The sequence below is a fragment of the Siphonobacter aquaeclarae genome, assembly GCF_900103285.1.
In the GTDB taxonomy this organism is placed as follows: Bacteria; Bacteroidota; Bacteroidia; order Cytophagales; family Spirosomataceae; genus Siphonobacter; species Siphonobacter aquaeclarae.
In genome coordinates this window covers 643,145-667,641 of record NZ_FNGS01000003.1, presented here as the reverse complement: position 1 = coordinate 667,641, position 24,497 = coordinate 643,145, and the positions used below count along the sequence as shown (strand labels likewise).

Annotated in this window: 22 protein-coding genes; 9 read left to right on the top strand and 13 right to left on the bottom strand. The window is 54.9% G+C overall.

Going from position 1 to position 24,497, the window contains the following annotated elements; translation table 11 throughout:
* Nucleotides 1-84: 84 nt before the first annotated feature.
* Nucleotides 85-1,101: a pyruvate dehydrogenase (acetyl-transferring) E1 component subunit alpha gene (gene pdhA / locus BLR09_RS09970; RefSeq protein ID WP_093201121.1), complete on the bottom strand. Its 1,017-nt coding sequence runs from the start codon at nt 1,099-1,101 to the stop codon at nt 85-87.
* A gap of 118 nt (nt 1,102-1,219) precedes the next feature.
* Between pdhA and recF the strand changes: the two genes are divergently transcribed.
* The gene (gene recF / locus BLR09_RS09965; RefSeq protein ID WP_093201118.1) at nt 1,220-2,344 is read left to right on the top strand and encodes a DNA replication/repair protein RecF; all 1,125 of its coding nucleotides are present in this window, start codon (nt 1,220-1,222) and stop codon (nt 2,342-2,344) included.
* Between the two features lie 121 nt (nt 2,345-2,465).
* Here recF and BLR09_RS09960 read toward each other — a convergent pair whose 3' ends face one another.
* The 4 genes from BLR09_RS09960 to BLR09_RS25300 all read right to left on the bottom strand — a co-directional run bounded on the left by BLR09_RS09960 (nt 2,466) and on the right by BLR09_RS25300 (nt 5,986).
* The gene (locus BLR09_RS09960; RefSeq protein ID WP_093201116.1) at nt 2,466-3,842 is read right to left on the bottom strand and encodes an efflux RND transporter periplasmic adaptor subunit; all 1,377 of its coding nucleotides are present in this window, start codon (nt 3,840-3,842) and stop codon (nt 2,466-2,468) included.
* Nucleotides 3,843-3,892: 50 nt separating this feature from the next.
* Nucleotides 3,893-5,335, bottom strand: coding sequence for a TolC family protein (locus BLR09_RS09955; protein WP_093201113.1), 1,443 nt, complete (start codon nt 5,333-5,335; stop codon nt 3,893-3,895).
* 293 nt (nt 5,336-5,628) lie between these two features.
* Entirely contained in the window at nt 5,629-5,805 is a 177-nt protein-coding gene (locus tag BLR09_RS25490) for a hypothetical protein (protein ID WP_176785506.1), read from the bottom strand.
* A 28-nt stretch (nt 5,806-5,833) separates the two neighbouring features.
* On the bottom strand, nt 5,834-5,986 hold the full coding sequence (locus BLR09_RS25300; protein ID WP_143011071.1) for a lmo0937 family membrane protein: 153 nt from the start codon (nt 5,984-5,986) through the stop codon (nt 5,834-5,836).
* A gap of 199 nt (nt 5,987-6,185) precedes the next feature.
* Between BLR09_RS25300 and BLR09_RS09950 the strand changes: the two genes are divergently transcribed.
* The 8 genes from BLR09_RS09950 to BLR09_RS09910 all read left to right on the top strand — a co-directional run bounded on the left by BLR09_RS09950 (nt 6,186) and on the right by BLR09_RS09910 (nt 16,434).
* On the top strand, nt 6,186-7,136 hold the full coding sequence (locus tag BLR09_RS09950) for a YihY/virulence factor BrkB family protein (protein WP_093201111.1): 951 nt from the start codon (nt 6,186-6,188) through the stop codon (nt 7,134-7,136).
* Nucleotides 7,137-7,147: 11 nt separating this feature from the next.
* Entirely contained in the window at nt 7,148-7,996 is an 849-nt protein-coding gene (locus BLR09_RS09945) for a hypothetical protein (RefSeq protein ID WP_093201108.1), read from the top strand.
* Nucleotides 7,997-8,423: 427 nt separating this feature from the next.
* Nucleotides 8,424-9,479 carry a UDP-3-O-(3-hydroxymyristoyl)glucosamine N-acyltransferase gene (gene lpxD / locus BLR09_RS09935; protein WP_093201103.1) on the top strand — a complete coding sequence of 352 codons (1,056 nt, stop codon included), beginning with the start codon at nt 8,424-8,426 and terminating at the stop codon, nt 9,477-9,479.
* A gap of 80 nt (nt 9,480-9,559) precedes the next feature.
* Nucleotides 9,560-10,954 (top strand): bifunctional UDP-3-O-[3-hydroxymyristoyl] N-acetylglucosamine deacetylase/3-hydroxyacyl-ACP dehydratase, encoded by a 1,395-nt coding sequence (locus BLR09_RS09930; protein WP_093201100.1) that lies wholly within the window; start codon nt 9,560-9,562, stop codon nt 10,952-10,954.
* Nucleotides 10,955-10,999: 45 nt separating this feature from the next.
* Nucleotides 11,000-11,794, top strand: a complete 795-nt coding sequence (gene lpxA, locus BLR09_RS09925; protein WP_093201097.1) for an acyl-ACP--UDP-N-acetylglucosamine O-acyltransferase — start codon at nt 11,000-11,002, stop codon at nt 11,792-11,794.
* A gap of 41 nt (nt 11,795-11,835) precedes the next feature.
* On the top strand, nt 11,836-12,441 hold the full coding sequence (locus BLR09_RS09920) for an ABC transporter ATP-binding protein (RefSeq protein WP_093201095.1): 606 nt from the start codon (nt 11,836-11,838) through the stop codon (nt 12,439-12,441).
* Between the two features lie 126 nt (nt 12,442-12,567).
* Complete coding sequence (locus BLR09_RS09915) at nt 12,568-15,954, top strand: DUF7948 domain-containing protein (protein WP_093201092.1); 3,387 nt, start codon at nt 12,568-12,570, stop codon at nt 15,952-15,954.
* A gap of 30 nt (nt 15,955-15,984) precedes the next feature.
* The gene (locus tag BLR09_RS09910) at nt 15,985-16,434 is read left to right on the top strand and encodes a DUF4920 domain-containing protein (protein ID WP_093201090.1); all 450 of its coding nucleotides are present in this window, start codon (nt 15,985-15,987) and stop codon (nt 16,432-16,434) included.
* Between the two features lie 66 nt (nt 16,435-16,500).
* On the opposite strand, the gene BLR09_RS09905 is transcribed toward BLR09_RS09910, so the two are convergent.
* The 8 genes from BLR09_RS09905 to BLR09_RS09870 form a co-directional block, all read right to left on the bottom strand.
* The gene (locus BLR09_RS09905) at nt 16,501-17,739 is read right to left on the bottom strand and encodes a DUF3472 domain-containing protein (protein ID WP_093201087.1); all 1,239 of its coding nucleotides are present in this window, start codon (nt 17,737-17,739) and stop codon (nt 16,501-16,503) included.
* A gap of 11 nt (nt 17,740-17,750) precedes the next feature.
* Nucleotides 17,751-18,476, bottom strand: a complete 726-nt coding sequence (gene gldF, locus BLR09_RS09900; protein ID WP_093201084.1) for a gliding motility-associated ABC transporter permease subunit GldF — start codon at nt 18,474-18,476, stop codon at nt 17,751-17,753.
* 7 nt (nt 18,477-18,483) lie between these two features.
* Nucleotides 18,484-19,026, bottom strand: coding sequence for a DUF4199 domain-containing protein (locus tag BLR09_RS09895; protein WP_093201082.1), 543 nt, complete (start codon nt 19,024-19,026; stop codon nt 18,484-18,486).
* A 19-nt stretch (nt 19,027-19,045) separates the two neighbouring features.
* The gene (locus BLR09_RS09890) at nt 19,046-19,585 is read right to left on the bottom strand and encodes a DUF4199 domain-containing protein (protein WP_093201079.1); all 540 of its coding nucleotides are present in this window, start codon (nt 19,583-19,585) and stop codon (nt 19,046-19,048) included.
* Nucleotides 19,586-20,884 carry a dihydroorotase gene (locus BLR09_RS09885; RefSeq protein ID WP_093201077.1) on the bottom strand — a complete coding sequence of 433 codons (1,299 nt, stop codon included), beginning with the start codon at nt 20,882-20,884 and terminating at the stop codon, nt 19,586-19,588.
* Between the two features lie 130 nt (nt 20,885-21,014).
* On the bottom strand, nt 21,015-21,395 hold the full coding sequence (gene gcvH, locus BLR09_RS09880; protein WP_093201075.1) for a glycine cleavage system protein GcvH: 381 nt from the start codon (nt 21,393-21,395) through the stop codon (nt 21,015-21,017).
* 123 nt (nt 21,396-21,518) lie between these two features.
* Nucleotides 21,519-22,721 (bottom strand): mannonate dehydratase, encoded by a 1,203-nt coding sequence (gene uxuA / locus BLR09_RS09875; RefSeq protein WP_093201072.1) that lies wholly within the window; start codon nt 22,719-22,721, stop codon nt 21,519-21,521.
* 97 nt (nt 22,722-22,818) lie between these two features.
* Nucleotides 22,819-24,471, bottom strand: coding sequence for a UxaA family hydrolase (locus tag BLR09_RS09870; protein ID WP_093201070.1), 1,653 nt, complete (start codon nt 24,469-24,471; stop codon nt 22,819-22,821).
* Nucleotides 24,472-24,497 lie beyond the last annotated feature (26 nt).

Genomic DNA, 24,497 nt, shown 5'->3' with positions numbered 1-24,497 from the left:
AACAAACCCGAAAACGCAGAAGGCCGGCAATTACGCCGGCCCTCCAACTAAAAACTGTAAACGGAAAACTGAAAACCGCTTCCGCTATTCCTGAATAAACGGATAATCCGCCTGCACATACACATCCTTATATGCTTCGGATGCGTCCGGCCAGGGAGATTCTTCGGCGAATTTCACCGACTCCGCTACGATACCTTTGATCTTTTCTTCGATGGCGGCGAGGTCTTCTTCCGTCGCCAGGCCGTTTTCGAGGATGGTATGACGTACCCACTCGATCGGGTCGCGCTGCTTGTAGGATTCTACCTCCTCCTTCGTCCGGTATTTCTGGGGGTCGGACATGGAGTGTCCGCGGTACCGGTAGGTTTTGAATTCGAGGAAGGTCGGGCCGTCTCCCTTGCGGGCGCGCTCAGCGGCACGGCCAACGGCCTCGTGAACCGCTTCTACACTCATGCCGTCAACCGGCTCGGAAGGCATGTCATACGCTTCACCAATGGTGTAGAGATCGGTTACGTTGGACGTCCGCTCAACAGAGGTACCCATCGCGTAGCCGTTGTTTTCCACAACGAAAATCACCGGAAGTTTCCAGGTCATCGCCATGTTGAAGGCTTCGTGCAGGGCACCCTGACGAACGGCTCCGTCGCCAAAGTAACAGATGGCGAGGTGACCGGTTTTGTTATACTTTTCGGCAAAGGCGATACCGGCGCCGAGGGGGATTTGCGCCCCTACGATTCCGTGACCACCCATGAAGTTGTGTTCCTTGTCGAAGATGTGCATGGAGCCGCCCTTACCCTTGGTGGTACCGGTGGCTTTTCCGAAGAGCTCGGCCATGATCGCGTTCGGGCTGGTACCCAGCGCCAGCGGAATCCCGTGATCCCGGTAGGCGGTAATCCACTTGTCGTCTTTCGTGAGGGCAGTAGCAGCGCCGGTAGAGCAAGCCTCCTGGCCGATGTACAAATGGCAAAAGCCACGGATCTTCTGCTGACCGTACAGCTGGCCGGCTTTCTCTTCGAAACGCCGCTGCAGCAGCATATTTTCAAACCAAAAGAGGTAGGTTTCTTTCGGGTATTTTACCTTCGCCTTGGCTTTTTCTTTTGTTGCCATTGAACTCTGGGATTAAAAGCGTGAAAGTAGAGGCCATGGGTTCTGCGCGGCACAGTTCGGTTAAACCCATGATTCGAAACTTTCGGCGAAATTAGCTTCCAATCGTTAAAACACAAAGATGCTTTTTCTGGAACGGCTCCATCTTACCCATTATAAATCGTACGATTCGGAGGCCTTTCTGTTTTCCAGGCGTATAAATGCCATTGTGGGGGAGAACGGCAGCGGTAAAACCAACCTGCTCGACGCTATTTATTTCCTTTCGCTCACGAAAAGTGCCCTGACCAGTCAGGACGCCCTCTCCATCCGGCATGGCGCGGATTTCATGGTAATCGACGGAACGTTCCGCAAAAGCGACGAAGCGTTTTCCGATTCTATACCTGCTTCCGGCAAAGCTTCCCAGATTACCGTTTCCCTGCCGCGCGGGCAGCGGAAAGTGGTATTGCAGGACCGCAAAGCCTACGAACGCCTCGCTGATCACATCGGCCGTTTTCCCGTTGTCCTGATCGCGCCGGATGATACCGACCTCGTCCGCGACGGCTCCGAAGAACGCCGGAAGTTTATCGACGGCGTACTGTCTCAGCAACGGCCTGATTACCTCGCCGATCTGCTGCAATACAACCGCCTGCTCGACCAGCGGAATTCTCTCCTCAAGCAATTTCACGAGCGGCATTACACCGACGAAGACTTGCTCGAAGCCTATTCCCAGCCCCTGGTGGAGCTTTCGCTACGCCTGCATGAGCAGCGGAAAGCGTTCATCGCCTCTTTTCTCCCGGTCTTTCAGGAGCACTATACCGGCCTCAGCGAAGGGCGGGAAGCCGTCTCCATTGCCTATGATTCAGAGATTGTACCGGATGATTTTCAGCGGGAATTCTGGCTCAACCGGCACCGGGACGTTGCCGCTCAGCGGACTACGATGGGCATTCACCGGGACGATTACCTTTTTGAAATCGACTCCTACCCGTTGAAGAAATTCGGGTCACAGGGACAGCAAAAATCCTTTGTCATCGCCCTTAAACTCGCGCAGTTCGACCTCCTCACCCGCGAAAAAGGCTTCCAGCCTATTCTCCTGCTGGACGATATTTTCGACAAGCTCGACGACCGCCGCATCGCCATGCTCCTCCGCTGCATGAAAGACGGAACCTTCGGCCAGGTCTTCCTCACCGACGCCCGCCCCGAACGTACCCAGGCCCTCCTCAGCGACGCCGGCATCGACGCCGGCATCATCACCATCGGTCAGAAATAAAAAAGTTTAGAGTTTGGAGTTTAGGGTTTAGAGTTCAAGGCAGGCCATTGCGCCCTCCCCAAACTCCAAACTCCAAACTCTAAACTGAAAACCCTAAACTGAAAACTCCAAAACCGCCTCCCTACTCCTTCTTCCCGTCTTTCTTCTCTACTTTCTTCTTCACTTTATCTCCGGCTTTGAGGTTTTTCGAGACGAGGAGGAACGGGCCGGATACAACTTCCTCCCCTTCCTTCAGGCCTGATATTACTTCGATGTTTTCGAAATCGCTGATGCCGGTTTTCACTTCCCGCATCTCTACCACGCCCGCTTTGTTGACGAAAACCACCTCTTTCGGCTTCTCTTCCTTCGGACGCTGGTTGGTATTGGTCACGACAGGCTCTTCGCTCTCGGTTGTTTTCTTTTCTTCCGTACGCGTTGTCACGGCGGCGATCGGGACGCTGAGTACCCCGTTTTTCCGTTCGGTGATGACTTCGACAGAAGCCGTCATGCCCGGACGGAACGGAAAACTCCGCTTCTTCGAACGGTCGACCAGATCCATATACGATTCCGGCAGAATCTTGATTTTTACTTCAAACTCCGTCACGGCATCGGTAGCTGTTGCCGCCGCCGATACTGATCCGCCCAAGCCATTCGCGGTATTGGCAATAGACGTGACAATACCCTTGAATTTCCGGCCGGAGTAGGTATACGCATCCACATCAATGAGGGCGGAGTCGCCGACATTGACCCGGACAATATCATTTTCATTGACGTTTACCCGTACCTCCATGTTATTGAGGTTCGCGATACGGAGCATTTCCGTACCGGCCATCTGCGAAGTACCTACCACCCGCTCGCCAAGCTCTACGCCCAGCTTGGAGATAATACCGCTCGAAGGCGCGTAGATAGTCGTTTTCCGCAGGTTTTCGCCGGCGTCGCGCAGGCCTGCCTGCGCGCTTTCGACGGCAAACCGTGAGGCGTCGACGTTGGACCGGGCCGATTCAACATTCTGACGGGCTACTTTGAAGTTGGCCTCGGATGTTTCGAAATCAGCGTCTGAAATAACTTTATCTCCATACAGCTTCTTGTTCCGGTTGTAATCGGCCTGCGCACGGGCGAGCTGGGCTTCCATTTGTCCGACCGATGCTTTGGTCTGTTCATAGCTTGCACGGGCCTGATCTACAGCGGCTTTTGCGCGGGCTACGAGCGACTCATAGTTATCCGGACGAATCCGCAGCAGCAGCTGACCTTTCACGACGGAATCTCCTTCGTGTACTTTCAATTCAATGATTTCCCCCGAAACATCCGGGCTGATTTTGACTTCCACTTCCGGCTGAACCTTCCCGGAAGCGCTCACACGCTCCACGATGTCCGCCTTTTGGGCTTTGCTGAATGTGGCTTCCTCTTCCTTTTCCTTTCCGATCCAGCCGGCCGATTTCGCGACGAGGAGCCCGCCGACCAGGAGAATGACGATGCCGCCGAGAATCCACCAGATCCGATTTGAAGAACGTTTTGCCATGTGAAACGGGTGTTAAAGCCGGCCCTGCCGAGGGTATGCCGGTTGATGTGTCAGAAGGACAAGGGTTTGTTTTGGTAGTAGTCGAGTACTTTGATCCGCAGGATGTAGTCGTACTTGGCCTGCACCTGGTTGATCCGGGCGCGGTCGAGATTCGTCTTCGCCAGGTTGTAATCCACGGCATTGATTGCGCCGGCATTATACCGGCTTTCGGCGGCCTTAAAGGCCTGCTCGAGGGATTCTACCTGCTTGCTCAGCGAAGCGTATTTTTTCGACGATCCGGTCATGTTGACGTATGCCTGCTCAATATTCTGCCGGAGCTGAAGTTTCGTATTTTCTGTCTGGTATTCCTGGTTTTTAACGTTGAGGATCGCGTTGGCCGTCCGGTACCGTACCTGGTATCCGTTGAAAATCGGTATACGCATCGCCACGCCGATACCGCCGTTGACGTTGTTCGTCAGCTGATTCGCCCAGGGAATAGCCGATGTCAGGTACGTAGGCTGCTGGGTCGTGAAGGTAATCGGAACTTTCTGTCCGTTGAATTCCACCTCCGCCGAAGTACTCACCGATGTAGGCTCTCCCAGGCGCGAGCGTTTCGCAGCGCTGGAGTAGTTGGACCCCATGCTGAAGTTGAATCCAAGTGAGGGATAGAATGAGCCGCGGGCAATATCAACACCTTTCCGGGCGCTAAGCGTCCGGAGTTCGGCGGCTTTTACCGCTGCCTGCGTGCCTACCGCCACATCGTAGATCTGCTGAATACCGGCGTCGTATCCGTCGCCGGGGGTATTAACGCTTAACCGATCCAGCTCAAATTCCCGGATCGATTTGTCATTCATGAGCTGAACCAGCTGCAAACGCGACAGCGCCAGGTTGTTTTCTGCCGTAACGATTGAAAGCTCGTCGTTGGCAAGCTGCGCCTTCAGGTCCAGGAGATTCGCCAGCGGAAGGGCGCCCGCCTGTACCAGTTTTTCCGTCCGCGCTACCTGCTGGGCCGAAATTTCGACCTGGGCACGGGCTACAGACAGGACATCTTCATTGTTGATAACCTGCAGATACGCCAGGACGACGTTGAGCGCTACCTGGTCGCGGCTGGCCTGTACATCCTGCTCGCTGGCCTGAAGCAGCAGGTCATTCTGCCTGATGGTATTGTTGATAATTCCGCCATTGTAGATCGTAGCGGACGAATTGAGCCCCAGATTCGTGTAATTCAGCGTCTGGGTGACGTAGGTGTTGGTAAACGGGTCAATATTCCGCCCGAGGTTTAACCCCTGCCCGGCGGAACCGTTGAGCGTAGGCAACCGATTGGCCTGCGACTGCGCCAGGTTGTTCCGGTTGACGTCCACCTGCACCTGGCTCTGCTTCACCTGGAGGTTATTTTTCCAGGCGACATCCACACATTCCTGCAGGGTCAATTTCCGGACCGCCCGCGTTTCCTGGGCGAAGACGGACAAGCAAAGAAAAACCGGCACTATCGCCAGCCACAGTTTCTGCCTCATCGGTACGGTTAGATCAGCGTGTTGATAGCTCAATGTTACGCCGAGTCCGGAATTGTACACAGACCTTTTTGGATGAGCGGCAATTTGGGGCGGTAAGCAGTGGATTGAAGGCTTTATCGTCGGCTGTAAGCTGTATGCGATAAGCTATAGGCTGCGGAAGGCACACCTATAGCTTATCGCATACAGCTTACGGCTTAAAGCCAACAAAAAAGTCCGACAGCATCGCTACCGGACTTTCCTTTTCCCCCATTGTTTTACCTAACCTAACAAACCCTTTCGGGTAAGAACTTATCTCAAACCCGGGCCGATTTATTCCGTACGGTCCGGATGAAATGACTGAAATCGGAGCGCTGGACGTGTTTTCCGGGACGGTAATATCCCAGTTCACTGCCCTGGGTAAACCAGTCAATCAGCGCTGCCAGCATAGCCCCTAATCCCAGGGCCAGCAAGGCGATAACGGCATAGGACATATCAGTGTGTGGTTCTAAGGTAATCCGGTCAGACTGTTCCCCTGCGTATAAACGTCAGCAGAAGAGACACCAGCGCAATTACCAGCAAAATATGAATCAAACCTCCGGCGCTGTACCCAACGACTCCGATGATCCAGCCGATCACGAGGAGAACGGCGATGATATACAACAGACTACGCATAACTTGTTCAGGTTTAGGATGAATCGTGATGCCTTTTTGAGAAAAAACTCTTTGCCACCACTGACACCCGCCTCTATACGTCTGAATTCCGGAAGTTCGGGCAAATTATTCCCCAGCGCGGGGAACCATCTCTGAGGCACAACGGGGAATGTCCGTGGCATTGAAATGGTAGTACCCCTGATAAACCACTCCACATCTGATGAAGCGATTACGTTTGACCCTTGATTTTTTAAGCGAGGTTTACAAAGAATTTTCAGAGGATAATGCCCTCAAAATGAGCGCCTCGCTCTCCTATTATACGATCTTTTCCCTTGCTCCGATGCTGATCGTGGTGATTTCGCTCTGCAGTATTTTCTTCGGAAGAGACGCCATTCAGGGTGAAGTTTTCGGGCAGATACGCGGGCTGGTAGGGAAGGACGCCGCCCTCCAGATTCAGGAATTTCTGAAGCGGGCAGAGTTGTCGGACCGGTCGGGAACGGCGCTTGTTGCCGGTATTATCACCCTGCTCATCGGGGCGACCGGCGTATTCGGGGAAATGCAGGATTCGCTCAACCGGATCTGGTCACTCCGGGCCAAACCCCGCAAAGGATGGCTGAAACTGCTGATCAACCGCCTGCTATCCTTTTCCATGATTGTCAGTATCGGTTTTCTGCTGCTGGTTTCGCTGCTTCTCAATTCCCTGCTCGATGTTTTCGGCGAGCAATTGCAGCGCATGTTCCATACCAATCTGGTATTCTTCTTTTACCTCGTCAACCTGGCTGTCATTTTCGTGGTCATTACCTTGCTTTTTGCTCTGATATTCAATGTTTTGCCGGATGGAAAGCTCTACTGGAAAGATTCGCTCGCAGGAGCCGGCTTCACAGCGGTACTTTTCATGGTGGGGAAGTTTCTGATCGGCCTGTACCTGGGTAGCTCCAACGTAGCAACGGCATACGGTTCGGCCGCTTCCATTGTCCTGATCCTGCTGTGGGTCAACTATTCGGCGACGATTCTGTACTTCGGAGCGGAGTTTACGAAGGTTTATGTCCGCCGGTACGGACGGGGTATTACGCCTAAAGCCGAGACCGTCATCGTCGTCGAACAGGAGATTCTTCCGGAAAACCTCCGCCACGGGCAAGTCAGCCACGTCGAAACCACTCGCCGCACATAACCGAAACAACTATGAAACCCATTCGCCGGGAGGCTGTCCTCCGCCTGCTCAATCTGCTGACGTTTCTGCTGGCTATTGCCGCCAACTGGGCCGCTGTTACCCTTCCGCTCAACGGAAAGACGACGCGTGAGCTCTCCGACCAGTATCCGAACCTCTTTACACCGGCCGGTCTTACCTTTTCCATCTGGGGGGTCATCTACCTGACGCTTGGCGCCTTCGTTCTTTTCCAGTTAAAGGGACTATTCCGGAACGATCCGGACAGCCTGGTTACCCGGCTTGTATCCCGCATAGGGCCCTGGCTGATTGTATCCAATCTCCTGAACGCCTCCTGGATTGTCGCCTGGCATTATGAACAGGTGGCGCTTTCGGTTGGAATCATGCTTGCTCTGCTGTGTACCCAGCTTATCCTGCTCGAACGTATCCAGGTCATCGCGAGCCTGCGGGCCCGGCGGTGGCAGTACCTGCTGACGAAAGTACCTTTCGGCCTGTATGCGGGCTGGATATCCATGGCAACCATCGCCAATATTACCGCCTGGCTGGTCTCGGTCAACTGGAACCAGTGGGGCCTCGGCGGGCAGACCTGGGCGATGCTGCTGATCGGCATCGGTACCCTCCTGACGCTCGGCGTGCTCTTCACGGTTCACAGCATTTCCTATGGCCTGGTGGTGATGTGGGCGCTGGCCGGCATTGTCATCCGGCGCTACGAAGAACCTGAACCGGTGATGAGTGTGATTTATACGGCCGAGATCTGCTTTGTCGTCCTGCTCATTTCGGTGATTGTCGCTACGTTTACCGGCGTAACCATTCCGATCCGTAAGCGTCCGTTTTTGCATTGGACGCAACCGAGGGTTCAGCCCTGACGCCTGTCGGGAGTCGTCTTCTTTTTCCATCTGACACAAGCCAGAAAATGCCGTGAGTCCCGTATACTCCCGGTTGGTATTTCACGGCCCTGTAGCAAACTTCCCGCCTCCTTTTCTTTATTCACAAAATACTGACTATCAGCACATTACCTTTCATCCCATAAGCCCTGTCATTTTTAAAAAAATTAAGCAATTTGGCGCCCGGACCGAACCGGCCGGTTAACACAAACTTCTCACTAAAATAACTTTGCAGAAAAATGCTCCATTTTTGCCTCCGATGACCGGGGTCCTTCTTTTTCATCTGATTTCTCTTGTATCTTTGCCACAAAAAACCCGGTTTACAGGCGGTTTTGTTGTATTTTCCCAAGTCCGGAGCATATAGGCCGCCACCGAGGAACAAATTCCTAACCGTCGTTTTCGATCACTTATGGAGTTTACTATTGCACAGGTGGCCCAACTGTTGGGCGGTGAAGTCAAAGGCCCTTCCGATCTGAAGGTGAATCGGTTATCCAAGATCGAGGAAGGGACCGAAGGGGCCATCAGTTTTCTGTCCAACCTGAAGTACGAGCATTTCCTGTATACGACGTCGGCGTCGGCGGTTATTGTAGACCGGACGTTCGAGCCCAAGAAAGCCTATTCTCCTTCCCTCATTCTGGTGGACAATGCCTACACGGCCTTTACCCGTCTGCTGGAAGTATACCATAATGCGCTTACTTTCCGGAAAACCGGAACGGAGGAGCCTGTTCGTGTCGGCAAGGATGTCGAAATCGGCGAAGGCATTTACCTCGGCGCATTTGCCTACATCGGTGATCACTCCCGCATCGGAAAAAATGTGAAGATTTATCCGCATGTGTACATTGGCGAAAATGTTGTCATCGGAGATAATACCATTTTGTACAGCGGCGTCCGCATTTACGACAATTGTAAAATCGGGGCTTCCTGTACCCTTCATGCCAATGCGGTAATCGGGGCTGACGGGTTCGGTTTTGCCCCTCAGGCCGACGGCAGCTACAAAGGCATTCCGCAGCTCGGTTATGTGGTTCTGGAGGACAATGTATCCATCGGTGCCAACACGACGATCGACTGCGCGACGATGCCCGAAGACGCCACGATTATCCGTAATGGCGCCAAGCTCGACAACCTGATCCAGGTCGCTCACAACGTTGAAATTGGCCGGAATACAGTCATAGCCGCTCAGACCGGCATTTCCGGTTCCACTAAAATCGGCGAGCAGTGTATGATCGGCGGGCAGGTAGGTATCGCCGGACATCTTCATGTTCCCAACAAAACCATCATCACGGCTCAATCCGGTATTTCGAAGAATTGGGAGCGGGAAGGACTTGTCCTTCGCGGTAGTCCCGCTATGGAAAACCGGGAGAATCTTCGCACGGAGGTGGGTGTTCGTCGACTTCCTGAACTCGAAAAGCGGGTGAAGGAACTGGAAAAAATCCTGAAAGAGTTAACTTTGCCCGCTAATAGCTAGCGTTACCAGTTATTTAGCTGCTCCGGGCGATCGGTCTTCCGGGTAAAATCCCGCGGGCAGTCGATAGCTGTTCATCCACGATGAACCTCAAACAGCACACCATTCAGAAGCCCGTCACCGTGTCGGGCGTTGGTTTACATACCGGCGTTGTAGCCACGATGACTTTTGTCCCGGCTCCGCCCGATCACGGTTACAAGTTTCAGCGGATTGACTTACCCGGCCAGCCCATCGTGGATGCGGATGTGGATAACGTCGTCGACGTTTCCCGCGGTACCACCCTGGAGCAAAACGGCGCCCGTGTGCACACGGTCGAGCATACGCTGGCGGCGCTTGTCGGTCTTCAGATCGATAACTGCCTCATTCAGCTCGACGGCCCCGAGCCTCCGATCATGGACGGTTCTTCCATCAAATTCATTGACGCCCTCGAAGACGCCGGCCTTGCCGAGCAGAACGTCCTCCGGAACTACTTTGAAGTACCGACGGAAGTTCGCTACCGGGACAAGGAACGGGACGTGGAAATCGCTGCGCTTCCGCTCGACGATTACCGGGTGACCGTCATGGTAGACTACAACTCCAAGGTTCTCAGCAGCCAGCATGCGACGCTCAACGACCTCTCCCTTTTCAAGCAGGAGATTGCGAAGAGCCGTACATTCTGCTTCCTGCATGAACTGGAGGCTCTTTTCAAGGCGAACCTCATCAAGGGAGGCGACCTTTCCAACGCGATTGTGATTGTAGACCGGGAATTCGAAGACGGCGAGCTGGATCACCTGGCTTCACTCCTCGGCAAGCCCCGCGTCAGCGTCATTCCCGGAAAAGGTATTCTCAATAACGTCGACCTGCACTACGCCAACGAACCGGCCCGGCACAAACTGCTGGACGTTGTCGGCGACCTGGCGCTGGTCGGACGGCCGCTCAAAGCGCAGATTCTGGCAGCACGTCCCGGCCACGCGGCCAACGTCGCACTCGCCAAGAAAATCAAAAAGTTGATGCTGGAAACGCAGAAGCCGAAGATCCCGACTTACGATCCGAAGATTCCGCCGATCATGGACATCAAGCAGATCTCCAATCTGCTGGCCCACCGGTATCCGTTCCAACTGATCGACAAGGTGATCTACATGGACGAGAACAGCGTCGTCGGCGTGAAGAACGTCACGATAAACGAGCCGTTCTTCATGGGTCACTTCCCCAATAACCCGGTGATGCCCGGTGTGCTTCAGATCGAAGCAATGGCGCAAACCGGCGGTATTCTGGTGATGAGTACCGTCCCGGATCCGGAAAACTACTGGGCTTACCTGGCGGCGATTGAAAACTGCCGGTTCCGCCGGAACGTCGTTCCGGGAGATACCGTCATCTTCAAATGCGAATTCATGGCGCCGATGAAGCGCGGCATCGCCAAGATGCACGGTCAGGCCTGGGTAGCCGGCCAGCTGGTGATGGAAAGTGACATGACAGCGAGTTTAGTACGAAAAAAATAAGCCTGCCCGGCGGGAAACCGCCGTCAGCATGCCGTGAAAGAACGAATGATACAGCCACTTGCATACGTCCACCCGGATGCGAAAATTGCCCCCAATGTGGTGATTGAACCCTTCGCTGTGATCCACAAAAATGTGGAAATCGGAGAAGGTACCTGGATTGGATCGAACGTCACCATTTTTGAAGGTGCGCGTATCGGCAAAAACTGCCGTATTTTCCCGGGAGCAAGTATCTCCGCTATTCCCCAGGACCTGAAATTCAACGGAGAAGAGACTCTCACGGTGATCGGCGATAACACGACTATCCGGGAATGTGTCACGATCAACAAGGGGACGGTTGCTTCCGGCAAGACGCAGATCGGCTCCAATTGCCTCCTGATGGCGTATGTGCACATTGCGCACGACTGCCATATCGGCGATAACTGCGTGATTGTCAACTCCGTTATTCTGGGCGGACACGTGGAAATCGGCGACTGGGCCATTCTGGGCGGAGCAACGGCCGTTCACCAGTTCTCCAAAATCGGCGTACATGCCATGGTGTCGGGCGCATCCAAAGTTCTCAAGGATATTCCGCCGTACAGCAAGGCCGGCCGGGACCCGATCTCCTACGCGGGTGTGAATTCCATCGGCCTCCGCCGGCGCGGATTCAGCAACGAAAAAATCGCCGAAATCCAGGAAATCTACCGGCATATCTACCTCAAGGGCTACAACAATACCGAAGCCCTTAACCGGATCGAAATCGAACTGCCGGCGTCCGCGGAGCGCGACGAAATTGTCAACTTCATCCGCTCCTCCGAACGGGGTATCATGCGGGGCCCCGGAAAAGGCGGACCCGTCGAATAAACGACTTTCGGGGCAGGGTTTCCTGCCCCTTTTTTCTGCTCATGCAGCTTCAGCTCGAACAACTTGGAAAACGGTTTATCCGGGAATGGATCTTCCGCCGCCTGTCGGTCGACCTCGCGCCGGGCAGCCGCGTTGCCATAACCGGCCCCAACGGTTCCGGAAAATCCACCCTGCTCCAGGTAATCGCCGGCTCCATGCCGGCAACCGAAGGAAGCATCCGCTACGGTTCCGTTCAGGACGATGCGGTCTACCGCCACGTGGTCATCGCCGCCCCGTACCTGGAGCTGATTGAAGAATTCACCCTGACCGAACTGGTCGATTTTCACCGGAAATTCAAGCCTCTCAAACAGGGTCTTTCGACGCCTGACTTTATTGAGCGACTGGATCTTACGGCCTCCCGCGACAAGTACATTCGTAATTTTTCTTCCGGGATGAAACAACGCCTGAAACTCGGACTGGCGTTCTGGTCGGAAGCACGTCTCATTATCCTCGACGAGCCTACCTCCAACCTCGATGCCCGGAACACCGACTGGTACCTCCGGGAAGTACAGCAATTACCCGGTGACCAGATCATCCTGATCGGATCGAACGTTCCCTCCGAGTATGCCTTCTGCTCTCAGGCCATTGATATTCAGCAGTATAAATAGGCCTTCTCTTTCTACGGATTATCCTGCGCGGGCGTGCTTTTCCCGGCATTCACCGCAAAGCCTTTTCCCGGTCTGCTTCCCGTTTTGAAAATGTGTATCTTCGTTCGATAACCCTCGTTCGAATACATGCGTTACCTCTATACCGTTCTCTTCAGTTGGATTTGCTTTGCTCTTTTTGCTGAAAATCAACCGGTTTCGTTTGTCAGCAATCAGGGGCAGTGGGACGCATCCATCCGGTACCGCATGCAGATTCCGGGAGGACAGCTCGACCTGCGGGCAGATGGTCTCGACTACGTTTTTTACGACACAGAGTACTTCCAGAAACTACACGACAATACGCTGCCCGCCAATACCCCGCTCCGCCTGCACGGGGTAAAAGTGCGTTTCGAAGGAGCGAGCCCGTCGACCCAATTGGCAGGTGATCTGCCCGACGGCGTTTCCCGGAACTACTTCCTCGGCAACGACCCTGGCCGGTGGGCTTCCGATGTAAAAGGCTTTGGGGAAGTACGTTACCGCGACCTCTACCCGGGTATCGACTTGCGGCTTTTCGCGCACCACGCCACGATCAAGTATGAGTTTATCGTTCGTCCCGGAGCCGACCCTTCCCTGATCCGGATGAAGTACGAGGGAGCCGACGACCTTTCGGTATCCACCCAGGGAAACCTCCAGATCAAAACAACCTTTGGTGAATTCCGGGAGCTGAATCCGTATAACTATCAGGAAATCAAAGGCAAAACGCAGTTGGTTCGCGGACATTTTACCGTGCAGGACAAACGGGTAGTTTCCTTTCATTTACCCGACGGCTACGACAAACGGGAGTCGCTCGTCATCGACCCCGAACTCATCTTCGCGACGTTTTCCGGCTCCTATGCTGATAACTGGGGGCATACCGCCACGTACGATGCCGACGGCAACCTGCTTTCCGGCGGTTCCGCCAATGCACAGGGCTTTCCCGTGACGGCCGGAGCGTACCAGCTCAACTACGCCGGAAACGGGAACGGAAACCTCTGGGATGTCGCGATTCTGAAGTTTAATCCCACCGGAACCCGCCTGCTCTACGCCACGTACCTTGGCGGCACGCAAACGGATATCCCGCATAGCCTCATCGTCAGCGCACAGGGAGACCTGCTTATTTTCGGGACAACGTCTTCAAAGAACTTCCCCGTCAGTACCAATGCGTACCAGAAGACCTTCGCCGGCGGTACACAGCTATCCGGCCCCGACGCTCCGCTCAACGGCATGGACTACGCCAACGGCAGCGATATTTTCATTGCCCGGCTCAGTACTGACGGGAAAACGCTCAAAGCCGCAACCTATTGGGGAACAGAGTCCAACGATGGTCTGAATCTCAATAGTCTCCTCAATATTCGTAACTATGGAGATGCCTACCGGGGTGAAATCATGACCGACGCGCAGGATAATATCCTCGTCGCCACCACCACGCCGGGACAAATACCGCTGAAACGTCCGGACCAGTTGACCGCTACCGTACTGAAGTTTTCCACAGACTTATCCACACTATTGTGGGGAAAACCCAACCTGATGGCCGGGTTCAGCGGCGCATACGGTATCCGGACGGGCAAGTCGGGCGATATCTACGTCTGCGGCGCCATCCGCGACAACTTCGAAAAGCCGGAAGATGGCTGGGTAGCGCGCCTGGATGCGTCCGGTACGATCAAAACGAGCCAGCGACTGGCTACGGCTAATGCCGACGTTGCGATGCTGCTCGATCTCGATCAGGCCGACAACGTGTATGTCTTCGGAATCAGCGACAACGGGCAGTATCCGGTAACCGCCGGAACCTATTCCAACCGCAACAGCTGCCAGTTTATCCACGCCTTCGATCCTGCCTTATCGAAGACCCTGTTTTCGACGGTAATCGGAAGCGGGCGGCGAAAGCCGGACATCGCGCCGACGGCTTTTCTTGTCAATGAATGTGGAAACATTTACCTCGCCGGCTGGGGCGGGAATGTCAACCATACCCTCGACTCACCTATTGCGCTCGCGAGCAACACGACCGGACTACCCGTCACCTCCGATGCGTTTCAGAAGACCACCGACGGAAGTAACTTCTACCTCGCCCTGCTCGAAAGCAATGCCAAATCGTTGCTGTACGGGACATTTTTCGGGAATACCGTTTCCTCGCGGGAAGTACGGGGCGACCACGTCGACGGAGGTACTTCCCGGTTCGACAAAAAAGGATTTGTCTACCAGGCCGTTTGTTCCTGTCATCCGTCGTCTTTTCCGACTACGCCGGGGGCCTGGTCGTCCGCCAATAACTCTTCCAACTGCAACAACGCCGTTTTCAAATTTGATATCGACAACCTGGACGTACGTTTTGACATCGTCCGGGACGGCGTCAAACAAAGCGATACCGTCACCGCCTGCGCGCCGCTGAAGCTGCAATTCGTCAATGCCAGTACCGGCGGAAAGAGCTATGAATGGAACCTGGGGAATCTGGACCGTTCCACCAATGCTGTATCAGCTGAGTATACCTTTACCAAACCGGGCACCTATACCATTTCTCTGGTTGGACGAAATCCGCTTAGCTGCAAGAAAGAAGCACTGTATCAGCGCGTTATCCGGGTAACGGAGGCGGGCTTTCAGATCAGACGGGACACTACCATTTGCCTCGGCGGAAGCGTGCAGCTATCCGCCTCCGGCGGAACAGGCTATCGTTGGCAAACCGACCCGACGCTCAGCTCCACGGCTATTCCCAATCCGATCGCCAGACCCGAAAAAAGCACGACATATACGGTAGAAGCCACCGATGCCTCCGGTTGCAAGGGGCAGAAATCGGTCAACGTAACGGTACAACCGCTTCCGGCCAAAATCACCGTTTCAGAGCCGGTTATCTGTTCCGGACAGGAGGTGACGCTCCGCGCGGAAGGCGGCACGACGTACCGCTGGCTCAGCGCCGGCGTTGCCGATTCCACCAGCGCGACCATCCGCGTCAAACCGGGCGCTACCAAAAGTTATACGGTTCAGGTACGGGATACCAAAGGATGCATGGGTATCGCAACGGCGACGGTCACGATAGACGAATCCTTCCGGCCGGAGTTTGTCGTCGAAAAGACTTTTGACTGCATCAAACCGGCCCAGGTGTCCATCCGGGTAAAGGGAGACGGACCGTTTACCTGGCAATTCGGAAATGGTGATTCATTGTCAGGCGGGGCCGTCCGCTATACCTACGTGAAGCCCGGCACCTACCAGATCACCGGAAGCGCTACCCGCGGCAGCTGTACGCTGACGTCGTCCCAATCGGTTACGATCGAACCGCCCCTGGAAGTTCCAAATGCGGTAACACCCAACGGAGACGGCAAGAACGATGCCTTTGTAATCGGCGTAAACGGACTGAAACTCGACGTATTCAACCGCTGGGGAAAAGCCGTATACCAGTCCGCCAGTTATCAGAACGACTGGTCGCCCTCGGTCGCGCCCGGCACCTACTATTACCTGATTACCTTCCCGGACGGCAAGCAGTGCAAAAGCTGGCTGCAGGTCGTCAACTGACACGTATCTTTGTCTACCAACAAACACACGATGAAACGAATCCTTCTCGCATTGGCCGTATCGCTTGCCGGACTGGCAGCCCAGGCCCAAACCAGCTACCACGGCGCCAAAATCACCGAGGAAAATGCACTTTCAGCACCGGCTCTTCTCGCCAAAATGCAGAAAGCCGATACGCTTCATACCAAAGTAACCGGAACCGTGGAGTCGGTCTGCAAGGTCAAGGGATGCTGGATGAAAGTCCGCCTGCCCGAAGGCAAAACCATGCGGGTGACGTTCCGGGACTATGATTTCTTCGTCCCGAAGGATATTGAAGGAAAAACCGTGGTATTCGAAGGCGATGTCTTTACCAAAACCACGCCGGTAAATGAGTTGAAGCACTACGCCGAAGACGCCGGCAAATCGAAAGAAGAGATCGCCAAAATCACCCAGCCGGAAAAAGCGCTGGTGTTTGTGGCCGATGGCGTCATTGTGAAACGCTAGGGGCAAAGGGCAGGGAGCATGGGGTACGAGCTTTTCACCCCATGCCCCACGCCCTCTGCCCCATGCTTACGGCAGTACCCCGATCTCCGGCTCCTTCCCACCCGCCGGGCGGTGAAAGAGGCTGTTAATCGGGGTGGTTTCGTTGAAGAAACCGCAGTTGCGCAGGAAGAAGTACGGTTTTTCTTCTCCGCCGCCATAGTCAAGCCGGTAGCCTTTCCGGCCGGTAGCGTCGGCGGTGAATTTCGCCTCGGTGAGCTCTATCCATTTGCCGCCGGTCGTCTTCGCCCATTGATTCCCGAAGTATACCCGTCGCCCCTGATCTCCGAATTCCGGAATGAAGTTCTCGAGGAAGGAATGGAACCGCTTCAGGTGGGTATTGGTCTGCGGACGGCGGAAGCTCGCGATGAGCCGCCATTTCTTTTCTTCCGGCGCGAAAAACCAGGCCGTATAGGTCGTTGATTTTGTTTCTTCGGACGGAACGCCGCGCAGCAGGAAACGGTACGTCTGCCCGGCCTTCCAGTTGAATTTCAGGTAGCTCTGTCCGCCGGAACCTTCGTTGCCGAACTCGCCGGTGTACACGCCTTCTCCCTTTCCGAGCATTTTAATGCGTTGTTCTTCCGGGATTTTCTTCGGATCGTCGGTTGTAAACGGACTCCAGACCGAAAAAAGAACCCGGCGTTCGGTCGGTGAATTAACCTGCATGCCAAAATACCCTTCTCCGAAACCGTTGGCCATGAAGTACGATCCCTGTACATCCTGCCCTTCCAGGACGGTGACTTCGTTGTAGAAATATTCGAACGACTGGTCTGCCGGCAGGGTGTAGCTCAGGTGGACAGACGGGCCGCGTCGTCCCCAATAGAAGAAATTACCTTCATTATCTTTCACGAAGGCCGTCTGGGCCGATACGGCGCTCCCGCTGATACCCAGGGCCTCTATTTCCCCAAACGTTTCGCTCTCTTTGGAGATACCCTGCAAGTCGGCATGAAGGTATCCAGCCTCCGCGATGTCCCATTCGCCGGCATACGTTTCCTTTTCTCCGGCAGGAGTGAGCGTCATGCTTTTGTTGCCGATTTTGAGCGACAGGCGGGCTTTGGGCGGCGATTTCCAGATCACAGAAACCTTCAGTTTTCCCGGCTGGGCAAGGCGGAAGTACGTTTGGGAAACGGTGCGGGTATCCGTCCAGGCGGCGTTGCGGGCGGGTGCATTTTTGACCCAGGTATTGCCGCCGGTGGGTACAGTGAGTTTGTTGTCGTCGTGCGCGTTCATACCAAACAGCCAGACGACCAGAGCGGTTATCAGTTTCATGAAAAGCAGGATCAGCTACGCTTGCGCAGCCGGGCGTACGTACCCGCCAGCGCCAGCAGAATCAGGGAGATAAAATAGACGAGGTTTCGGGAATCAATGAGTCCGCGGCCGAGCGCGTTGTACTGGGTATCGAGGCCGAGCCATTCCAGCCAGTAGGCAGCCCCTTCCCACCATTCCAGGCCGGCAATCGAGCTAAACCCGACATAGAGCAGGAAGCAGACAAATACCCCAAGCAAAAAGGCGACTATCTGGTTATCCGTCAGCGAAGAAGTATACACGCCGATGGCAGCAAACACACATCCGAGCAAAAACAGCCCGAGATAGGAACCCTGTACACTGGCCGAATCGATGTTTCCCGGCGGATTACCGAGACGGTAAACGGAAAAATAGTAGAGCAGCGTCGGCAGCAGGCTGATCAGCAGCAGAAAACAGGCGGCCAGAAACTTTCCGCCGATAACCTGCCATTCGGTGAGCGGCTTGGTCAGGAGAAGCTCCAGGGTACCGGACTTGCGTTCCTCGGCGATGAGGCGCATGGTAATCGCCGGGACGAGGAACAGAAAAACATAGGGCGCCAGCCGAAAGAAGGAAGCCATATCCGCATAGCCGGCGTCGAGCACGCTGGTATCGGGAAATAACCAGACCAGCAGCCCCATAGCCGTTAGAAAAACAGCCATCACGACGTAGCCGACCAGGGAACTCAGAAAGGAATGTACTTCTTTCCGGAAAATGGCAAACATAGGCAAATCAGAATACGGGACGGTCTTTCTTAACGACAGCAGCAACGATCAGGCCAAGGAGTACGCCTGTCAGCGCGCCTACCAGAATGGTCATCACAAAACCGACGCCCGGGTTGGTCATGAACGTCACCGCCTTCATCGCGACGTCGATCTGTTCGTCCGACATTCCCCGTTCTTCATAGGCATTCCGCAATCCGGAAAGCATCTTTTCCTGAGCGGAATTATCGATAAACTGAGTGTATACCAGGGTAAGTCCCGCCGACGTCACACCCCAGACAGCGCCGCACAACGCCGAAAGACCTACTCCCTGGCCGAAGGAAATAAAGCCGTCATTCTGGCTGCGGAATTCACGCGTGGCCAGTACCAGAATCAATACGGCAAAGGCCAATTGCAGGAGATTGACGAGCATGCCCCAACCCATATTGGCCTGAGTCGGATCGTCGGGCATAAAGCCAAGTACCTGATAACCAATCGAAAAAGCGGCAGAGATAATCCCGGAAATCAGGCCCCATTTCAGAGCAACGCGGGCAGTAGAAGGCGTGGGTTCCATACAGACAGGTTTTTACAGGTTAAAGACTCATCTTCCGGACCCATACTCCAATCAGCGCTGCATAGAGCACGTGGAAGATCATCCGGAAAATGCCGAAGGTACTCCAGAATATGGATTCCGGCGAAATCTGGTCGATTTGTTTGAGGAATGTCTCAAAGTCGATCAGTCCGGCATTTCCCTTGTTTCCGAATTCTTTCTGAATAGACGCCTGGTCGCGCAGGGCCAGTACTTTCAGCTGCGCGATGTATTCCGGAATAAGCCCGGGCTCAATGTACTTCACGTAGGCGCTGACGAGCAGCCCGTCCACCGCCGAAGCAACCAGCATCACCGTCAAACAAAGGAGAAATACCTCCAGAAAATGCAGGGACCGGTCTGATACCTTCCAGTACCGGTAGGCAGCGACCGCCATCGCGATCCAGACGAATACCATGCCCAGGTTCCGGCGGGTGCCGAGCGGCATGGCATCGTTGATTTTCAGGATGTAGAAATACGCAAAACAGGCCAGTCCTGCCAGCACTCCGGCCAGTAATGCAAACCGTACAAATACTTTCGTAATCATCTAGACTCCCAGCTTGACGTGGTAAAAGGTGCTTTTTCCCTGGTTGACAATCCCCAGGACTCTTCCTTTCAACGTTTTGCCGAAGAAAGGCGTATTCCGTCCCTTGGATTTCCAGTCGGCCGGGGTTACCGTCCACTCCTCTTCCGGGTTAAAGACCGTCAGGTTGGCGATCTGCCCTTCGGCAATCGTCACCGGTGTGCGGCCCAAAACCGCCCGGGGGCGGGTCGTAAACAACTCCAATACCTTCTCCAGCCCGAGGTTACCGTATGTCAGCGCCGTCGCGAATGTGGTTTCGAGGGAACTGATTCCAAACTCAGCCAGGTCAAACTCCAGGTTTTTCGACTCGGCATCCTGCGGATAGTGGTCCGACACGAGGGCATCGATCGTACCATCCAGCAGCCCGGCCCGCAGCGCGTCGATTTCCGACGCCGGCCGGAACGGCGGCATTACTTTCAGGTTGGTATCGAACGAAACGAGGTCACCGTCGGTGAAAGCCAGGTAGTGGGCTGCCGTATCACACGTAACGGGCAGGCCTTTCGCCTTGGCTTCCCGGATCATCTGAACCGAACGGCCCGTTGATACAAGCGAGAAGTGCAGGCGCGGGCGCAGGTCAAAGGTTTCAACGGCATACTCCAGCAGGCGCAGGTCCCGCTGAATAACCAGCTCTTCGGCCATCGCCGGAATACCCCGCATACCCAGGAGTGTGCTGACTGTACCTTCGTGCATCTGCCCGTGGACGGTCAGCGTGGGCTCTTCCGGCCGTTGAATCAGCAGGCCGTTTACCTGCGCCAGGTACTGAAGCGATTTCAGGAGAATATCGGCATTCCAGACCGGATGCTCGCCGTCGGTATACGCTGCGGCGCCGGCATGGTGCAGGTCCAGCATTTCGGTAAAATCCTTGCCGTCGCAACCCAGGGTCAGAGCGGCGGCGGGCAGGAAGGTCACGACCTGCTCTTCCGAAAACCGACGGAAATACCCGAGACTTTCCTTGGTTTGGGCGACCGGCTTCGTATTCGGAAGGAGGACGATTTCAGTGAATCCGCCGGCAACCGCCGCCCGGCGCAGGGAATACAGGTCTTCCTTCGCCTCATACCCGGGGTCTTTGGCATGCACGCGGAGGTCCAGCCAGCCCGGAGAAAGACTAAGGCCTTGCGCCCGGATTTCTTGTCCGGCAGGGGCTGCCGGAAGGTTTTCTCCGATTTTCCGGATGACGCCGTTTTCCACCCAAACATCCAGCACCTGCTGGTGAAAAGGAGAAAGCGGATCCAGAATACGGGCGGAGCGGAATAGCAGATTCATGTTGGGTAAATGTTGAAAAAGGAACAACAAATATCTCCTGTGGATATTCATTGTTCCTTGTCCGGGTAATTACTTCGAAAAAGAGGCATACCAGCCGCCGGATCAACGAACTCCGGGAGAAGATATGTTTTTATCCCACCAGCTTTTCGTAGGCGGTGGCGTCCATCAGGCCGTCGAGATCTGCCGGATTGGCGAGCTCGAGTTTGATGATCCAGCCGTCACCGTACGGATCGGTGTTGACTTTGTCGGGATTGTCGTTCAGGGATTCGTTGACTTCGACTACCTTACCGGCAACCGGGAGAAACAGGTCAGAAACCGTTTTCACCGCTTCAACAGAACCGAAAACTTCATTGGCTGCCAGGTCCTGGTCAACCGAGTTGACTTCAACGAAGACAACGTCACCCAGTTGGTCCTGTGCATAATCGGTAATACCTACCAGGGCTACATTTCCATCAACCAGCTTAATCCATTCGTGTTCAGCTGTGTAGCGGAGATCTGCGGGAAAGTTCATGTGTTTGCGATGACAATCTTTGCGAAATTGTGCGCAAGTTAATAAAAGAGTTTTGAGTTTGGGGTTTAGAGTTGAGAGTTTGGCCCTCATCAAACAGATTTCCGTCCACTCAAAACACTAAACTCAAAACCCTAAACTTCTCTCTATCCCCAACTCCAACCCCCGCAACTCCGCCAGCCCGCGCAGGCGGCCGATGGCCGTGTAACCGGGATTGGTACGCTTGTCGGGGTTGAGGTCGTCGAGCATGCGGTGGCCGTGGTCGGGGCGCATCGGGATGCGTATATCTTCCCGGCCTTCCTTTTTCCGCCGCGCCATTTCTTCGACTGCTGCTTTCATGACTTCATACATGTCGGCATGGCCTTCGAGGTGATTGGCTTCGTGGAAAGTTTCCGGTACTTCGTCGGTTTCCCGTTCGACGCTCCGGAAATGAAGGAAATGCGTCCGTGGACCAAATTCCCGCAGCATAGCCGGCATGTCATTATCTGCCCGTACGCCGAAACTGCCCGTACAGAACGTCAGGCCGTTTGCCGGAGAATCTGCCGCAGCGAAAAGCTGCCGGACGTCATCTGCCGTGCTGAGTACCCGCGGCAGGCCCAGAATCGGGCGCGGAGGATCATCGGGGTGAATACAGAGCTGAATACCCGCCTCTTCCGCCACCGGCACAATCGCCCGGATGAAGTAGTACAGGTTTTCACGAAGTTCTTTATCGCCTACTTCCGCGTAATAATCGAGTACTTTCTGAAACTGCTCGACCGTAAAGCTCTCTTCCGAACCAGGCAAACCGGCAATAACATTCCGGATGAGCAGGGTCTTCTCGCTTTCGCTGAGTTTCCGGAAGTAGGCTTCGGCCCGCTGCCGGAATGCTTCCGGATACGAGGCTTCCGCGCCCGGGCGCTTGAGCAGGAAAAGCTCAAAAGCGGCAAAGGCTACGGCATCGAAACGAAGCGCTTCAGAACCGTCGGCTACCACATAGGCAAGATCAGTACGGGTCCAGTCCAGCACCGGCATGAAGTTGTAGCATACCGTTTTGATGCCGTTGGCGCCGAGGTTACGGAGCGTCTGCCTGTAGTTATCGATCAGCTGATCCCGGTCGGGCATACCCCGCTTGATATGCTCGTGGACAGGTACGCTTTCCACGACGGCCCAGGTCAGGCCGGCATTTTCAATAAGGGTTTTGCGGGATTCAATGGCTTCCGTAGTCCAGACTTTGCCGTTGGGTACTTCATGGAGCGCTGTTACGATTCCGGTTGCGCCGGCCTGACGGATGTCACGCAGGCTCACGGGATCCTTCGGGCCAAACCAGCGAAAGGATTGCAGTAATGACATAGGGAGAGAGAATTAGGCGAAAGCGGGCTTTGGTTTACGGTTTGCAGTTTTCGGTTGCGTGAACCGAAAACTGCAAACCGTAAACTGAAAACTCCCGCTACAGTGACACGCCCCGCTTCCACGGAATAAAATCATCCTGGCCGAGGCGTACGGAATGAGGCTGAACCTCGCCGCTTGCAACCTGGATTACATACTCCAGAATCCGCTCGCCGGCGTGCTCAATGGTTTCGTTGCCATCGATGATGCTACCACAGTTGATGTCTATGATATCATTCATCTTGTTATACAGTTTGGTATTGGTCGACAGCTTGATCACCGGCGTAACGGGGTTGCCTGTCGGCGTACCCAGCCCGGTGGTAAAGAGGACAACCGTCGCCCCGGAAGCTACTTCCGCAGTAGTACTTTCCACGTCGTTTCCGGGCGTACACACCAGGTTGAGGCCGGGTTTGGTGACGCGTTCGGGATAATCAAGAACATCTACGACAGGCGAGGTGCCGCCTTTTTTCGCAGCGCCGGCCGACTTGATCGCGTCGGTAATGAGGCCATCCTTGATATTGCCGGGCGACGGGTTCATGTAGAATCCGGAGCCTACGGCTTCCGCCCGGCTGTTGTAGGTCTTCATGAGCGAGTTGAACCGCAGCGCCGTAGGTTCGTCGACACACCGGTCTGACAGTTCCTGCTCCACGCCGCACAGCTCGGGAAACTCGGCCAGGATAACCGTACCGCCCAGAGCCACCAGAATATCAGACGTATGGCCGATAGCCGGGTTTGCCGAAATACCGGAGAATCCGTCCGAACCGCCGCATTCCAGGCCGATCACCAGTTTGGAAAGGGGAGCCGGCTGGCGCTCGAGCTTATTCGCTTCGATAAGTCCGGCGAAGGTTTGCTTGATTGCTTCTGAAATCAGTTTTTCTTCCGAGCCGATTTCCTGTTGTTCAAAGACGAGCAGCGGCTTGGAGAAATTCGGATCGCGCTTGGCAATTTCTTCCTGCAAAATCGATACCTGCGCGTTCTGGCAGCCGAGACTGAGCACAGTAGCTCCGGCGACGTTCGGGTGCGTTACGTACCCGGCCAGAAGCCCGCAAAGTGCCTGCGCATCGGAACGGGTACCACCGCAACCCATTTCATGGTTGAGGAATTTGACGCCGTCGATATTCGGAAACAGGCGGGAGGAGGTACCGGTCGTGGTTTCAACGGCTACGTCTGCTTCCAGGATTTCCGCGACCGACTTACCGGCCTTGTACAGGCTGACCAACTGATCCGTCTGATCTTTCCAGACCTGGCTTTTCGCGTAGCCGAGGGAGTCTACGAGCGCTTCCCGCATGACTTCCAGGTTGCGCGTTTCACAGAAAACCATCGGCAAAACGATCCAGTAGTTGGCTGTACCGACGCTGCCGTCCTGGCGGGGATAGCCCATGAAACTCCGGCCTTCGAAGCGGCCGGTATCGGGCTTGTGCCAGTCCAGCTTACGCGTTCCGAGACCGAAATCGTCTGACGCGTGCGTGGTGTTGAACGTATGCATCAGCCCGCCGCGGGGAATGGCCTGCTTTGCCTTTCCGACCAGCACGCCGTACATGGTGATGTGCTCTCCCACGGCCCGGTCTTCGGTCAGAAATTTGTGTTTCGCCGCGATGTCGTCGACCAGTTCATAATCGACACCCTCAAAAGTGATGACCTCCCCTTTTTTCAGGTCCGTCAGCGCCACTATCACGTTGTCCGAAGGGTGTACCTTCAATACTCGCTGTTGCATGGATTTAATGGGATTCTTTTCCTCAG